Annotated in this window: 12 protein-coding genes; 2 read left to right on the top strand and 10 right to left on the bottom strand. The window is 65.4% G+C overall.

Annotated features, from left to right (window positions below; genetic code table 11):
• Nucleotides 1-137: 137 nt before the first annotated feature.
• The 9 genes from FFS18_RS06260 to dapA form a co-directional block, all read right to left on the bottom strand.
• Nucleotides 138-1,832, bottom strand: coding sequence for a M56 family metallopeptidase (locus FFS18_RS06260; RefSeq protein ID WP_137870214.1), 1,695 nt, complete (start codon nt 1,830-1,832; stop codon nt 138-140).
• Nucleotides 1,829-2,197 carry a BlaI/MecI/CopY family transcriptional regulator gene (locus tag FFS18_RS06265; protein ID WP_137870215.1) on the bottom strand — a complete coding sequence of 123 codons (369 nt, stop codon included), beginning with the start codon at nt 2,195-2,197 and terminating at the stop codon, nt 1,829-1,831. The genes FFS18_RS06260 and FFS18_RS06265 overlap by 4 nt, the downstream gene beginning before the upstream one ends.
• Before the next feature lie 780 nt (nt 2,198-2,977).
• Nucleotides 2,978-4,057: a recombinase RecA gene (gene recA, locus FFS18_RS06270; protein ID WP_137870216.1), complete on the bottom strand. Its 1,080-nt coding sequence runs from the start codon at nt 4,055-4,057 to the stop codon at nt 2,978-2,980.
• A 203-nt stretch (nt 4,058-4,260) separates the two neighbouring features.
• The gene (locus FFS18_RS06275; protein ID WP_137870217.1) at nt 4,261-4,611 is read right to left on the bottom strand and encodes a response regulator; all 351 of its coding nucleotides are present in this window, start codon (nt 4,609-4,611) and stop codon (nt 4,261-4,263) included.
• A complete protein-coding gene (locus tag FFS18_RS06280; protein WP_137870326.1) occupies nt 4,604-6,952 on the bottom strand; it encodes a hybrid sensor histidine kinase/response regulator in 2,349 nt (782 codons plus the stop codon). Before FFS18_RS06280 ends, FFS18_RS06275 begins: the two co-directional genes overlap by 8 nt.
• Nucleotides 6,953-7,074: 122 nt before the next feature.
• Nucleotides 7,075-9,135, bottom strand: coding sequence for a M13 family metallopeptidase (locus FFS18_RS06285; RefSeq protein WP_249340328.1), 2,061 nt, complete (start codon nt 9,133-9,135; stop codon nt 7,075-7,077).
• A 96-nt stretch (nt 9,136-9,231) separates the two neighbouring features.
• Nucleotides 9,232-9,810: a DUF2062 domain-containing protein gene (locus FFS18_RS06290; protein ID WP_120218102.1), complete on the bottom strand. Its 579-nt coding sequence runs from the start codon at nt 9,808-9,810 to the stop codon at nt 9,232-9,234.
• A gap of 32 nt (nt 9,811-9,842) precedes the next feature.
• On the bottom strand, nt 9,843-10,328 hold the full coding sequence (smpB, locus tag FFS18_RS06295; protein ID WP_120215792.1) for an SsrA-binding protein SmpB: 486 nt from the start codon (nt 10,326-10,328) through the stop codon (nt 9,843-9,845).
• Nucleotides 10,329-10,336: 8 nt separating this feature from the next.
• Complete coding sequence (gene dapA, locus FFS18_RS06300; RefSeq protein ID WP_137870218.1) at nt 10,337-11,212, bottom strand: 4-hydroxy-tetrahydrodipicolinate synthase; 876 nt, start codon at nt 11,210-11,212, stop codon at nt 10,337-10,339.
• A gap of 100 nt (nt 11,213-11,312) precedes the next feature.
• Between dapA and FFS18_RS06305 the strand changes: the two genes are divergently transcribed.
• Together FFS18_RS06305 and greB are read left to right on the top strand one after the other, a co-directional pair.
• A complete protein-coding gene (locus tag FFS18_RS06305) occupies nt 11,313-13,340 on the top strand; it encodes a lytic transglycosylase domain-containing protein (RefSeq protein ID WP_137870219.1) in 2,028 nt (675 codons plus the stop codon).
• A gap of 6 nt (nt 13,341-13,346) precedes the next feature.
• Entirely contained in the window at nt 13,347-13,832 is a 486-nt protein-coding gene (gene greB / locus FFS18_RS06310) for a transcription elongation factor GreB (RefSeq protein WP_137870220.1), read from the top strand.
• A 41-nt stretch (nt 13,833-13,873) separates the two neighbouring features.
• Here the strand turns inward: greB and FFS18_RS06315 are convergent, their stop codons facing one another.
• Nucleotides 13,874-15,592, bottom strand: coding sequence for a caspase family protein (locus tag FFS18_RS06315; RefSeq protein ID WP_137870221.1), 1,719 nt, complete (start codon nt 15,590-15,592; stop codon nt 13,874-13,876).
• Nucleotides 15,593-15,713 lie beyond the last annotated feature (121 nt).

Here is a 15,713-nt window from a genome sequence, read left to right on the forward strand (position 1 = left end):
CCCCTAACCCCTCCCTAGATGGGAGGGGAACGACTCAAATCCCGCCCACGAAAAAGGGAGCGGTTGCCCGCTCCCTTTCCCCGCCCCTGCCGCCAGCCCCACCGGGGAGCAAAGGCTGGCGCCGAAGCTGGTCGGGCTTAGTTGCCCGATTTCTCGATCTCGGCGATCGCCTTGTCCAGATCGGCGGCGACCTTGGCGCGCATGTCGTCCGACAGGCCGCTGGCGCGTTCACCGTCGGCAAAGGATTCGCGTGCTTTCTTGAGCGCCGACAATCGCGCGGCCTTGCCCTCGGCGCTGTCATTGCACGCGAACATATGAACGCGGGTGCGCTTGCTGCCGTCGGTCTCGTGGCGGTTGACGATCGGCGCGGCCTTTTTGCTGTCGCCGCATTTGCCCAGCACCATCGTCTGGCCATGCACCGACGACCAAGCGCCATGCGGCATCGCGGGGATCGGAGGCATCGGCGGCAGCGGCGGCAGCGGCGGCACCGGTGCCACGGCAATGCGAAGGCGTTCCTTGCGTTTCGTTTCCAGCTTCTCGGCAGTCTTCTCGTCCCATTTGCGGGCAGCATCTTGCTCCTTGCGCTTCAGCCCCGCCTCATCATTCCACAGGCTGCTTGGGGCGCGAATCTGGATGTGCCGCGCTTCCACCTCGCCGTCAGCGCGAACGACCATCACTGTTGGCGACTTCGTCTCGGCTTGTGCATCGATTTCTTCGGCGCCGTCGCGGTGGATAACGATCCGACGCATTTCGCGCGTCTTGCCCGCCCGGTCAGCTTTGGCTTCCGTGTTAGGTTCGGAGAAAATGATGAGGCCAGGCGAGTCGGGCGCCTCTGGCGGGCCCATAGGTGCCATCGGCGGCTCAGGCGGCATCGTCATATCGACTGTCTGAACCTTAGCCATGACAATGCCCGCCGGAACCATTGTTGCTGTCATTGCCAGCACTGACAAGATTGCACCACCGACGAGCAGCCGACCGGTCAGCCCGCGCCGTTTCGAAATATCCCTCCGCATCAACATTGTCAGCCTCTCCTGCAAATTATCGTGAACCGCCATCGGCGCCGCCAGCGACAGCCGCGACCCCACCGCCGCCTTGGCGATCGCGGTCGCATAGCGGGCGGTGCGCTCATCGCGCATGTCGGCGTCGGCCATCGTCAGCACGCGGGCATCGCACGCCGCCTCCTGATCGAAGCGGAAGGCGCGGATCGCGCGCCAGGCGAACGGATTGAACCATTGCGACGCCAGCAGCACGAGCGCCGCGGCATTCGCCCACAAATCGCCATGGCGATGATGTGCCAGCTCGTGGTCGACCGCGAGCGCACGCTCGTCGGCGGCGTAGCGGGCAAAGAAGTCCTGCGGCACCGCGATGATACGCCGCCACAGACCAAAAGCGACGGGGCCATCGACCGCGTCAGTCATCACCAGCCGGATCGTCCCGATCGGCTCCAGCTCGACCGCTTCGGCGAGCACGGTGACGCGAAACCGGCGATGTGACAAGAGGGCCATCGTCAGCACCGCGGCCATGCCGATAGCCCACACGACAAAGACATAGGGCATGGCATCGGCGACCGACCAGCTCGGGGCGACCGGTGCGGTCATCGCCGTATCGACCACAACCAGCATCACGTCGATGCTTTCGGGCGCGGCGACCGGATCGGCGAAGGGCAGCGGCGGCAAGACCAGCCGCAGCGCCGGAATCAGCCACAGGCTATACGCCAGCCGCGGCCCGAAATGACGCGCAAAGGGCTTGCGGATCAGCAGCACGGCCAGGACGAGCAGCGCGGTGGTGAGCATCGTGTCGCTCCACACCTGCATCCAGGTCGCGGCGCTCATGACTTGAGCTTCCGCAGCAAGGCTTCGATTTCGGCGATATCGGTGTCCGACAAGGCTTCGCGATCGGCAAGATGCGCGATCAGCGGGCTGACGCGGCCACCGAACAGGCGGTCAACGAAGCGCTGCGATTCCTCGCCCACGGCATCGGCACGCTCGATCGCGGGGCTATAGAGGTAGCGTCGGCCATCGGCCTCGGCGGCCACCGCGCCCTTCTGAACCAGCCGCGCCAGCAACGTCTTGACCGTCGCCTGCGTCCAGCCATTGGCCTTGCCCACCCGGGCGGTCAGATCGGCCGCGGTTTGCGGGGCGTCGTCCCACAGGGCCGACAGCACCTGCATCTCCGACTCGCTTGCTCTTTCTGCCATCAGAACCCCTCCCATTGGCATCGCTGAACTGCAACGCGACTACAAATGTAGTCAAAGGGCTGAATGGTCGATGAACGAAGCTGAACCAGTACACATTCGGCATCGCGGCGAAGGCCGGGATCTCGCCAACGCGTCAGGGCGCAAGGGTGCGATCCCGGCCTTCGCCGGAATGACGTTTTGTCGTGTCGGAATATTTGACAGTGCGCGGCGCCGGTAAGAAATCGCTAACCACCGTCTCCCGCCCAAATCCGTCGCCGCGCCAAATTGGCACGGCAATTGAATAGTTTCAGATGTTCCCGAGTGTTCCGCTCAATGGAGCGGTGGGGGGCATCGGTCTGGTCCCTGATGCCCCCTGCCCCCACCGGGAAATCCCCACTTGCCCCCGATGCAGACGGGGGGCGGAGCGGCCGAAAGGCCCCGCCCCCCGGAAGCTTTAGTGCCTCCAGATCGCTTATCGGTTCTCAGCATCCGCTGGCCTTCAGCTAACCGCCGATAGCTGACGTACCACTATCGTCATCCCCGCGAAGGCCGGGATAACGAATTGAGAGTGGCGGTCACCAGTCGTTTCTTCTCCCCTCTCTTTTAGGGAGGGGAATGTCTTAAATCCACCCCAAAGCGGACCGCAGCACATACTGTCGCGGTCTGGCGCGGTAGAGAGGTCAACGGCCGACGGGTCCACCTGCGGGGAGAGGGGAGTGCAGGTGCCCGTAGTTACAAGGGGGCTGAAGACCCGCCGCCGTTTCCCGGTCGGTCCGCCGGTGCGAGCCGACCGGATCGGGATCAATTATCGTCGTCGCCGTCCTCGTCGGAGCCGATCATCATTTCTTCGGCGACCGCATCGGTGCGGCCGCGGATCGCGGCTTCGAGCCGTTCGCGCAATTCGGGATTCTCGGTCAGGAAATTCTTCGCATTCTCGCGGCCCTGGCCGATGCGGATCGAATCATAGCTGAACCAAGCGCCCGATTTCTCGACCAGCCCGGCTTTGACGCCGATGTCGAGGATCTCGCCGATCTTGGAAATCCCTTGCCCGTACATGATGTCGAATTCGACCTGCTTGAACGGCGGCGCGACCTTGTTCTTCACGACCTTGACCTTGGTCGTGTTGCCGACGATTTCGTCGCCATTCTTGATCTGGCCGGTGCGACGGATGTCGAGGCGGACCGAGGCATAGAATTTGAGCGCATTGCCGCCGGTCGTCGTTTCGGGGTTGCCGTACATCACACCGATTTTCATGCGCAGCTGGTTGATGAAGATCACCATGCAGCGCGAGCGGCTGATCGAACCGGTGAGCTTGCGCAGCGACTGCGACATCAAGCGCGCTTGCAGGCCGACATGGCTGTCGCCCATCTCGCCCTCGATTTCGGCGCGCGGCACGAGCGCGGCGACCGAGTCAACGACGAGTACGTCGATCGCGTTCGAGCGCACCAGCGTGTCGACGATTTCGAGCGCCTGTTCGCCGGTGTCGGGCTGCGACACGATCAATTCGTCGATGTTGACGCCCAGCTTACGCGCATAGACGGGGTCGAGCGCATGTTCGGCATCGACGAAGGCGACGGTGCCGCCGGTCTTTTGCGCTTCCGCCAGCGTGTGCAGCGCCAGCGTCGTCTTGCCCGAGCTTTCGGGGCCGTAGATTTCGATGACGCGACCGCGCGGCAGGCCGCCGACGCCGAGCGCGATGTCGAGGCCGAGCGACCCGGTCGAGATCGCCTCGACCTGCATCGCCTCCTTCGAGCCCAATTTCATCACCGAGCCCTTACCAAAGGCGCGGTCGATCTGCGCGAGCGCGGCGTCGAGCGCCTTTTGCCTGTCCGTGTTGTTCACTGATTTCCCCGATTCGACGAGTGACAATTGACCGGCCATGTGCCGTCCTTTCCTGCTCTAAAGCGAAGGCTGAACCACCGCAACGCCGGAACCATGTACGTCATTTGTTCCTACAGAACAAGAGGGGAACAAATTTTATTTGCCACGTCGCCCCCGCGCAGGCGGGGGCCGCCGTTGGTTTATGCAGCGATGCAAGAAAAGGTACGATTGCGGCCCCCGCCTGCGCGGGGGCGACGAGGAATTCAGCGCCCAAACTCGGCCAACGCCGCTTCGATATCGCTGATCCGGAACGGCTTGCCGACCAGGCGGCGATGCGCGTGGGCGGGCGGCAATATGTCGCCGCCGCCCGAGGTGAAGGCAAAGGGGATGCCGCGATCGGCCAGCGCGTCGGCGACCGGCCACCCCTTGTCGTCGCCGAGGTTGATATCGACCAGCGCGCCGTCCAGCGGCTCGGCAGCGATGATTGCCAACGCCTCGTCCTTGCTCGATGCCTGCGCCGGTTCGGGAAGCCCGAGCGCGTCGAACATGTCGGCGAGCATCATCCCGATCAGCACATCGTCCTCGACCAGCAGAATGCGCGGATTATCAGCCATTTTTCATCCTGTGCGCGGCATCGTCGAGCGCCGCCGAAGTCGCCTCGGCGAGCTGCGCGACCGAAAAGGGTTTGGGCAGGAAGGCGACATCGTCGATGTTGATCGACTGACGCAGCTGTTCCTCGGCATAGCCCGACATGAACAGCACGGGCAGGTCGGGGCGCTTGGCGCGCAGCGCGCGCACCATCGCCGGGCCGTCCATCGTCGGCATCACGACATCGCTGATGATCAGGTCGACCTCGGCCATCTGGGCAAAGCGTTCGAGACCTTCCTCACCCTGCGACGCGGTGACGACGGTATAGCCCGCGCGGGTCAACGCGCGTTCAGCGACCGCGCGCACCATATCCTCGTCCTCGACGAGCAGGATCGTGCCGCTGCCCCACTGACTTTTCTTGGGCTTCGGCGGCGGCGCGGCGGTGCTCGGCGTCTCGCTGCCGCTGCGATGGATCGGCAGGTAAATGGTAAAGCTGGTCCCCTGCCCCGGCTTGCTGTCGGCAAAGATGAAGCCCGCCGATTGCTTGATGATGCCGTACACGGTCGACAGGCCCAGCCCCGTTCCCTTGCCGACATCCTTGGTGGTGAAAAAGGGTTCGAAAATCTTGGGGAGCACATCGGGCGCGATGCCGGTGCCGGTATCGCTGACCTTGAGCGCGCAATAATCGGCGGGGGGCATGAATTCATTGCCCATCTGGCGCACGTCCGCCGCCGACACGGGATAGGTTTCGATCGTCAGCGTCCCGCCGCCCGGCATCGCGTCGCGCGCATTGACCGCCAGGTTGATGATCACCTGTTCCAGCTGCCCCGGATCGGCGCGCACCGCGCCCAGCCCGCGGCCATGATGGACCGCCAGCTGCACCGTTTCGCCGATCAGCCGCTTCAAGAGGTGTGAGACCTCTGAAATCACGTCGGGCAGCTGCAGGATCTGCGGCCGCAACGTCTGCTGCCGCGAAAAGGCGAGCAATTGCCGCGTCAGGCTGGCGGCGCGATTGGCGTTGCTGCGGATCTGCTGGATGTCGTCATAGTCGCTGTCGCCCGGGGTATGGCGCATCAGCATGAGGTCGCAGGCGCCGAGCACCGCGGTCAGGATATTGTTGAAGTCATGCGCGACGCCACCCGCGAGCTGGCCGACCGCCTGCATCTTCGACGCCTGCGCGACCTGACGCTTCAGCCGCGATTCCTCGCTCGAATCCTTCAGGCTCAGCAGCACCGCTGCCTCACCGAGCCCGCGCACCCCGACGACGCGCATCGACACGGGCTCGCCGCTTTGCCCCGCCAGCCGGATCGACAGGTCGCCGCCCACCTGCTGCCCGCTGCTGTGGCGGCGGATCATGTCGGCGAGTGGCCCCTTGTCCTCGCCCACCACAATGTCGCCGGGATAGCGCGGCATCTTGCCCTCGCCCAGATTGGCGGCGCGCACAAAGGCGCGGTTCATGTACAGAAAGCGCCCGTCGCGATCGACCATTGCCAGCCCGAATGGAAGCAGCGACAGCAGGGTTTCGACATAGGTCTGCGCAGTACCGCGATCGGTCGGCCCCATTTCCTCGTCGAGCATCGCGAGCAGCACCGGCGTATTGCTGTCGGCCGGGGCCAGCGGGATTTGCAGCATCCGTACCGGGGTCGCGCGGTCGCCCTCGCGCGCGAAATACAGCGCACCGCCGTCATCGATGCGCAACATCGGGGCAACATCGCGGCCGGCATAATGGCCGGCGTCATCCTCGCCCAGCGCGCGGAGCAGAAAGGCCTGATTGGCGACGCGCAACCGCCCCTCGGCATTGACCAGCGCCGCCATCACCCCGGCGTGGCTCAAGGTCCGGCCCGCCGGGCCATCGAGATGCCGGGTGATTTCAGAGGCGAGATCGAGCCGTTCGAGCGCCGAAAAGCGCCACACGAGATAATCCTCCGCCTGACCGGTGCGCGTCACCTGCGCGCGCAGTTGCAGATGGCCGATCGCCAGATCGTCGACGCGCCCCTCACCATCGCGCCACGCGATGCGCCCGGCATTTTTGAGCAGCTCGGCGCCGCGTCCTTCGAGTGGCAGCCCCGGCGGGGTCACGAAGCCGCCCATCCAGGTGCCGAAGAGGTCGTTCGCGCACACCATCCGTCCGGCACGGTCGGTGACCGCGATCGCCACATCGTCGTGATTGACCGCCTGGCGCAGCATCGTCCAGTCGGGCGCTACCGCCTCACCGGCGACGGTGGTAGGAAAAAGGCGCCGCGCGAGCAACACGCCGCCGACCGCAACCGCGAGCCCGGCGACGAAACCGGCAGCAATCACCGCGTCACGCGTCGCCCAGAACAGGAGCAGCGTCGACAGCAGCGCCAGCCCGCCGAGTATGGCCATATCGACGCGCGACAGGCCCGGCGGCTCCGACAGCGGACCAGCGGAGCCCACCCCCCTGCCGATATCGGAATCAGCGGAAGGCAGGCTCGTCGCGGTCAATGACAGTCTTTCTTATCGGTGCATCACCAGATGCGGACGCGGTCTTTGGGCGCCAGATACAGCTTCTGGCCTTCCTTGATCTGATACGCCTTATACCACGGGTCAAGGTTGCGCGAGACCCAAGTCCGCTGGATCGAGGGCGAATGCGGATCGGTCGTGATGCGCTGCGACAGATTCTGGTCGCGATAGTTGCGCCGCCACACCTGCGCCCAGCCGAGGAAGAAGCGCTGGTCGCCGGTGAGCCCGCCGAGCACCGGCGCTTCCTTGCCGCCGAGCGACGCCTTGTACGCGTCATAGGCAACGGTCAGCCCCGCCAGATCGCCGATATTCTCGCCCAGCGTGAACGTCCCGTCGAGCTTTTCGCCGGGCAGCACTTCATAGGCGTCATATTGCGCGATCAGCGCCTTGCCCGCGGCCTCGAACGCCGCGACGTCGGCGGGGGTCCACCAGTCGGCGAGCTTGCCGGTCTCGTCATATTTGGCGCCCTGGTCGTCGAAATGATGGCTGATCTCATGACCGATCACGGCGCCGATGCCGCCATAGTTGATCGCCGGGTCGGCGTGCGGGTCAAAAAAGGGCGGCTGCAGGATCGCGGCGGGGAAGACGATCTCGTTCATGCCGAAATTGGCATAGGCGTTGACCGTCATCGGGGTCATGCCCCATTCCCACTTGCGAATGTCATCGCCCAGGCGGCTGATATTGTCGTCGTGCGCGAACTGGTTCGACCGCAGCGCGTTGCCAAACAGGTCGTCGGCCTTGATCTCGAGCTTGCTGTAATCCTTCCAGCGATCGGGATAGCCGATCTTGGTGGTGAAATTCGCCAGCTTCTGCTTCGCCTTGACCTTCGTCTGCGGCTGCATCCACGCGAGGCCGTCGATGCGGCGACCCATTGCGGCAAGGACATTCCTGACAAGTTCATCCATCGCCGCCTTGGTTTCGGGCGGGAAATATTTGGCGACATAGTCCTGACCGACCGCCTCACCGAGGTTGCCGGTGGTGAAATCGACCGCGCGCTTCCAGCGTTCCTGCATCTGCGGCGTGCCCGACAGCGCGGTGCCATAGAAGGAGAAGGCCTCCTGCGCGAACTTGTCGGGCAGCACGCCCGAAAAGCCGTCGAGGCTGCGGATCATCAGCATGTCGCGCAGCACCGCGATCGGCGCATCGGCAAGCAATTTTGCCTCGCCGGTAAAGGCGCTCGGCTGCGACACCAGCAGTGCATCTTCCTTGACGCCGATGCCGCGAATGAAGGTCGCCCAGTCAAAACCCGGCGCCGCGGCGGCGAGCTCGGCGATCGTCATCTTGTTATAGACTTTGGTCGCGTCGCTGCTGTCATTCTTGTCCCAATGGACGGTCGCGATCTGCTTTTCGAAATCATAGATCGCCTTGGCACGCGCCGCGGCATTGGCCTCGCCCGCCAGCGTCAGGACATTTTCCAGATGCTTGAGGTACGCGGCCTGCAGCTTCGCGTTGCGCTCATTGTCCTTCAGATAGAAATCGCGGTCGGGCATGCCGATGCCGCCCTGAAACATCGTGTAGATGTACACTTCGGGATTCTTGTCGTCCTGCCCGACGAAGCCGCCAAAGAAATGTTGGACGCCGTTGCGATCGGCTTCGGCCAGCAGCGCCGCGAGCCCCGCCTTGTCGACGGCGCGGATCTTGGCAAGCCACGGCTGGATCGGCGCCAGCCCCTTGGCTTCGACGGCTGCGCCATCCAGATAGGCGGCATAGTTGCGGCCGATCATGCTGTTCGGATCGCCCTTGGCGGCGTCGAGGATTTCGCGGGTACGCACCTGCGACAGGTCGCCGAGCGCGGTGAACATGCCATAGTTCGACTTGTCGGCGGGGATCGGGGTGTTCTTGGCCCAGGTGCCGTTGGCATAGGCATAGAAATCGTCGCCCGGCTGGACAATGGTGTCCATGCCCGCGGTGTCGAAGCCAAAGGTACCGAGTTCGGGCTTGGCCGCGCTTTCGGTGGCGGGCGCCGGGGCGGCCTTTTCCTTGGCCGCGGCGGGAAGCGCCGAAATCAGCATCGCGCCAAGCGCGGCGGTCGCCATCAGGCGCGACGAAACATGCGAAAACATCATGATAGTCCCCAGTTCTCAAAACGACGCGATGACGTGCGGCGCATCCGCGGGGCACAGCATCGCAATGGGACAGCTATACGACGGCGGGCGCGCCGTTCAACCGGCGGGGGTGTCGCTGGTCGATGCCTCATGTCGTTGGTCGCGTGCCCGCTGCAATTTGCGCCGCCAGCGCAGGCGAATCCAATTGTCCCAGAACACCGACGCCAGCACATAGCCCAGCGCTGCCGACACCAGCGAAATGACCAGCAGCCCGCCCAGCATCGCCGGAGCCGCGTCCGAAAAGGCCCAGCGCGCCCATTCGCCCGCCGACGCACCATGCTCGATCATCGCCGAAAAGGTGGCGCTGTTGGCTTGCAGGCCAAACAGCCAGTCGCCGAGCCACACCGACGCCAGGATGATGAACGGCGTCGTGACCGGGTTCGACAGGAACGTCATTGCGGCACCGATCGGGATATTGGCGCGGACGGGCAGCGCGAGCAGCGCGACGCCCAATATCTGGATACCCGGGATCAGAAAGAATATCCCGACGAACAGCCCCAGCGCGGTACCGCGCGGTACCGAGGTGCGGGTAAAACGCCACAAATGGCTATGCGCAACGCGGTGCGCAAACGGCTTGACGAAGCGGCTGGCCAGCAGCTCTTCGCGCGTCGGCGAATTGCGGCGGATCCAGTTCATCACCGCCGCCTTGTCCCGGGGCTTGCCGCCGCTCACCCGCGCTCTTTCATCAGACGCTGCTTGTCGCGCTTCCAGTCGCGTTCCTTGATCGACTCCCGCTTGTCATGTGCCTTCTTGCCCTTGGCGAGCGCGAGTTCGACCTTGGCACGGCCGCGGCTGTTGAAATAGACCGACAGCGGGACCAGCGTCATGCCCTGCCGCGCGACGGCGGCGTACATCTTGTTGATCTCCCTGCCGCTGAGCAGCAGCTTGCGCGGGCGCTTCGGTTCGTGATTGTGGCGGTTGCCGTGACTGAATTCGGGGATGTTGCTGTTGATCAGCCACACCTCGCTGCCCTTCACCTCAGCATAGCTCTCGGCGATCGTGCCTTCGCCGAAACGCAGCGATTTGACCTCGGTCCCCTGCAGCGCGATCCCCGCCTCGAACACCTGTTCAATGGCAAAGTCAAAGCGCGCGCGCCGGTTTTCGGCGACGATCTTTTTCTTGTCGAATTCGGCGGCGGACTGCGGACGGGCCATGACGTAACCTAGATCACTCCTGCCGCGGACAATGCGGCATCGACGGCGGCGCGCGACGCATCGTTCGCCGGAATGATAGGTAGGCGCACTTCGGGCGAAAACCAGTCGTGGACGCGCGACAGCGCATATTTGACCGGCCCCGGCGAGGTGTCGGAGAACATCGCCTGATGCAGGTCGAACAGCCGGTCGTGCAGCGTCAGTGCGCGGGCCCAGTCGGCGGCAGCGCACGCCGCGGCAAAATCGGCGCACAGGCGCGGCGCGACATTGGCGGTGACCGAGATACAGCCGACGCCGCCCAACACCGCGTGCGGCAGCCACAGGTCGTCGTTGCCGCTGAGTTGGCAGAAGTCGTTGCCCGCCCCGGCGCGATGCATCGTCACCCGCGCCAGATCGCCGCTGGCATCCTTGATCGCGACGACCGAGGGGATTTCGGCGAGCTTGCACAGCGTCTCGGCGCCGATGTCGGCGACGGTGCGGCCGGGGACGTTATAGACGACGATCGGCAGGTCGCTGGCGTCGGCGAGCGCCTGAAAATGCGCAAGCATCCCGGCCTGGCTTGGCCGATTGTAATAAGGCGCGACGATCAGCGCCGCCGCTGCCCCAGCGGCCTGCGCATAGCGCATGTGGCGAACCGCGGTCGCGGTATCGTTCGATCCGCAACCCGCGATCACCGGCACGCGCCCCGCCGCCGCCTGGATGCAGCTGTCGATCACCTGATAATGTTCGTCGAACCCCAATGTCGGGCTTTCGCCGGTTGTCCCGCACGGCACGAGCGCGCTGGTGCCTTCATGGATCTGCCAGTCGACCAGCCGCGCAAATGCCGGAGCGTCGAACGCCCCATCGCGAAATGGCGTCACCAAGGCGGGAATAGACCCCGAAAACATGCCCCGCTCCTTTACAAAAACACGGGCCAGCCGGTAGAGTCCCGACGGCGCGCCGCTAATGGACGCCTATTCAGCGCCCCGCAAGGAGTTTGCCACTAACATGGCCGCCATGATTACGCTGCCCCGAATTTCTCGTCTGGCCTTGGCCTTTGCGCTGCTCGTCCCGACCACCGCTCAGGCAAGCGAACTGACCCCCGAACAGATGCAGTGGTATCGCGCGCAAATGGGCCTCGCGTCGACATCGGGACCGCCGCCAGCGACCAGTTCGGTCGGCGATGCGGTGATGGAATGGCGCCGCCTGACCGCCAACACCGGCGCCTCGTTCGATCAGTTGTCGCGCTTTCTGATGGCGAACAAGGGCTGGCCCGACGCCGACAAGATGCGCGTCCGCGCCGAAAAGGCGATCGCGATCGACAGCTTCGACCCCGCGCGCACCCTCGCCTATTTTCAGGCCTATCCCCCGCAGACGCCCAGCGGGCATCTACGCCATGCGATGGCACTGAACGCATCGGGCCGCCGCGACGATGCCAACGCCGCGGTGCGCCGCGCCTGGACCGGCGGAGCGCTCGACGAATATGAGGTCAGCCGCGCGCTCAGCCTGTTTCCGGGCGCGCTGTCGGTCGCCGACCATGACGCGCGGATGGACCGGCTGCTGTGGTCGGGCGCCACTGGCGCGGCGAGCCGCCAGCTCGCCTATACCTCGCCCGAACGCCGCAGCATCTTTGCCGCGCGCCTCGCGATGCGCAGCAGCGCGGTCGACGCGGCGTTCCAGGCGTCGGCGGTCGAAAGCGCCAACCCGTCGCTGGTCCGCACCGACGCCGGGTACATCACCGACAAGGCGACTTGGCTGCGCCAGACCGGCCGCGTCGGCGAAGCGCGCGCCCTGCTCGCTGCACCCCGCACGCTGGCCAAAGCGCCGACCGATCCCGAGGAATGGATCGAAACGCTGCTCACCAACGCGCGGCTGGCCGACAGCGGCGGCGACAAGCTGACCGCCTATAATATCGCACGGCAAATCGACGACGCGTTCCCGCCGGGAACGGCGATCCGCGAAACCCCGCTCGCCGTCCGCGACGATTATACGTCGCTGGCGTGGCTCGCCGGGCAGCTGGCGTTCAAGGATTTGCGCCGCCCAGCCGAGGCGGTGCGGCTGTACCGCGCCTATGGCGAAGCCGCGCGATCGGCGCAGACGCGCACCAAGGGTTTCTACTGGGCCGGCCGCGCCGCGCTTGCCGCCGGGGACCGATCGACCGCGGACGCGCATTTCGCCGACGCCGCGCAGCATTACGACCAATTTTACGGCCAGCTCGCGCTCGAACGGCTGGGCCGTCCGCAGCCCAAGCCGACACCCAATCCCACGATTCGGGTCAGCGATGATGAAAAGCGCGCCTTTGCCGATGACCGGCTCGTCCGCGCCGCGCGCGCGCTCGGCGAAATCGGGGCCTGGCGTGAGCAGACCCTGTTCCTGCGTGCGCTGTCGCAAAAGGCCACCTCGCCCGCCGACCATGTCCTCGCCGGGCAATTGGCGTCGCAGATCGGTCGCCCCGACCTCGGCGTGATGATCGGCCGCAGCGCGCAGGCGAACAGCCTCGACGCCGTCGAAGTCGCGGGCTTCCCGACCGTCCGCGTGCCCGCGGGGCACGAAGGCAACTGGACCTTCATCCACGCGATCACCCGGCAGGAAAGCCAGTTCGACCGGCAGGCGATCAGCCATGCCGGGGCGCGCGGCATGATGCAGCTGATGCCCGGCACCGCGAACGAAGTCGCGGGCAAGCTCGGCCTTTCCTACACCCGCGACCTGCTCACCACCGACACCAATTACAACATGACGCTGGGATCGACCTATTTCCAGCAGATGCTGCGCTATTATGGCGGCAGCTACCCGCTCGCGGTCGCCGCCTACAACGCCGGTCCCGGCAATGTGAACAAGTGGCTACGCGCCAATGGCGATCCGCGCACCGGATCGATCGAGATGCTCGACTGGATCGAGGCGATTCCGATCTTCGAGACCAAAAATTACGTGCAGCGCGTGCTGGAAAATGCGGTCGTCTACGACACGCTGCAACCCGGCAAGACGTTGCCGCAGGCGCCGCTCAGCTTCTACCTCGGCAAACGTACGCCGGGATAAGCCCGCGTGGCGGGGGAACACAGCAACATCATCAGCCCCGCAGGCTATGCCGCGCTGCGCGCCGAGTACGACGCGCTGCTCGGTGACGAGCGGCCAAAACTGGTCGACGTGATCAGCTGGGCGGCGGGCAATGGCGACCGCAGCGAAAATGGCGACTATATCTATGGCCGCAAGCGCCTCCGCGAAATCGACCGGCGGCTCTCGTTCCTTGCGCGCCGGATGAAGGCGGCGCGCGTCGTCGATCCCGCCGAGCAGCCCGACAAGAGCCGCATCTGGTTCGGCGCCACCGTCGAACTCGCCGACGACGACGATGCGCGGCGCACCGTCACGCTGGTCGGCGACGACGAGGCCGAGGCGGGCGACGGCCGGATCGGCTGGAACAGCCCCCTCGCCCGTGCGCTGCGCGGCGCCGCGGTCGGCGATTTGCGCGTGGTCCAGCTTCCGTCAGGGCCGAAAGAGTGGGAGGTGATGGCGATCCGCTATCCCTCCTGACGATCGTCCTCGCGGCGGCGACCGGGACAATCGGTAAAGCGCTACTCCCCGATCCCCGCAATCAACGCCCGCTGATCCTTGCGCAGTTCGGGCAGCGCGCGCGCCAGCTTCGCCCAATGCGCCGCCTCGCTCGCATCGGCCGTAACGCCGACCCCCTTGGCATATGCATCGGCCAGGATTGCCCGCGACCCTGCAAAGCCCGCGCGCGCCGCAACGCTGCAATCCTCGATCGCCCCGGCCAGCGTCTTGGCGGCAAAATGCGCCTCGCACAGCCAGTGATTGCCCTCGGGATTGCCTGCCGAAGCAATCGTCCGCAGCCGTGCGAGATTGGCGGCGCGGGTGTCGGCGAAATAGGTCAGCGCAAAAATGGCTGCCGGGTGCCCCTTCTCCGCCGCCTCGGCATAAAGCGCCTGCGACCGCGCGAAATCGGCGGGACCAAAGGTTCCCGCCGCCAGCCGATACGCCAGATGCGTCTTTGCTTTCGAAAAGCCCGCGTTCGACGCCGCGACATACAGATCATAGGCGCGCTTGACGTCGGCCGCCGACGGATCATTTTCCAGCAGCAGATAGGCGAGTTCCTGCTGCCCTGCCGGAAACCCCTGCGCCGCCGATGCCTCCAGATACGTCCGCGCGCGCGGCAGGTCGCGCTTCACCCCGACCCCCAGCGAGAACATATAGCCCACCAGCTGCTGTGCCAGCGGATGCCCGCCGTCGGCCAGCCGGACCAGCTCGGCGGCCGGATGGCGCGACAGCACATCGGCGATCAGCACCGGCTCGTCCTCGATCGCCAGCCGGTCGAGCGAAATGTCGGCGAGCGGGTCGGTCGCCGCGCTTCGCGCGGCGGTGGCCGCCTGCCCCTTCGCCGGGAGCGGAACGACCGCCACCGCCGACGTCGGGCGGGCGGGCGCAGCCGCCGGAACCTCGGGCGGCGCGACCAGATAATAATCGTCGAACCAGCTGCCATAATGAAACGGCTGCTGCGGCCCCAGCTCCATGCCATGTGTGCGCTTGTAAACTTCGCGCGATACGATCTTGAAATAATCGGAGATTTCGAGCCCGGGAATGGCCAGTTCCTTGACCACCGCCGCGGCAAACGGGCTGACGGGCGATCCGACCGGCGCAAAATCCAGCGCGGGCCGCCCCTTCGCGGTCGAATAGAAAACCGCGCCTTGGCCAATATCGAGCAGCCCCAGCGGGGCCGAGGCCGCTTCGCCCGCGGCGACATTGACGTCCTCGATCCGCACCACCGGCTCGGCGGTGCGGCAGGCATCGACGAACAGCAGGGTAAAGGCGCCCGTCGGCACGACCCGCTTCACCGCCGCTTCGATCGACAGATAGCGCTTTTCGACATCGGCGCGCCGCGCCGCGGGCGGCGCCTCCATCGGGACCAGCCAGTTGCGCCCGCCATATTCAAAGCCGTGCCCGGCATAATAGATGATCACCGATTTCGCCCCCGCTGCCTCGGCGGCAAAGCGCGTCAGCGCGGTGTCGAGCGTTGCCATATCGGCGTTGCGCACGATGCGCGGCGAAATCCCCGCCTTGGCAAAGGCGTCGCAGACATAATCGATGTCGTTGACCGCATTTTTCAGCGACGGCCATTCCCAATCATTATAGGCGCTGTTGCCGATCAGCAGCGCGACGCGATCGCCCGCAAGCGGCGCGGTGCCGCAGGCGGCAGGCTGGGCGGCGGCGATCGGCGTGGTCGCCATCGCAATAAACAGCGCCGCCAACACCGCCGCCAAACGTGCCTGAATCGCCATCCTTGCCCCTATCCGCCCCGGGCCTGCGCCCGCATCAAAAGTGGCGGAAATCTGCGCAACTTTACGCTGAAAATCGCATCAATTCCCGCTTTCGCGCACCCTTGTCACCGATGGTAAGTGA

The sequence above is a fragment of the Sphingopyxis sp. 2PD genome (assembly GCF_005503695.1).
Taxonomy (GTDB): domain Bacteria; phylum Pseudomonadota; class Alphaproteobacteria; order Sphingomonadales; family Sphingomonadaceae; genus Sphingopyxis.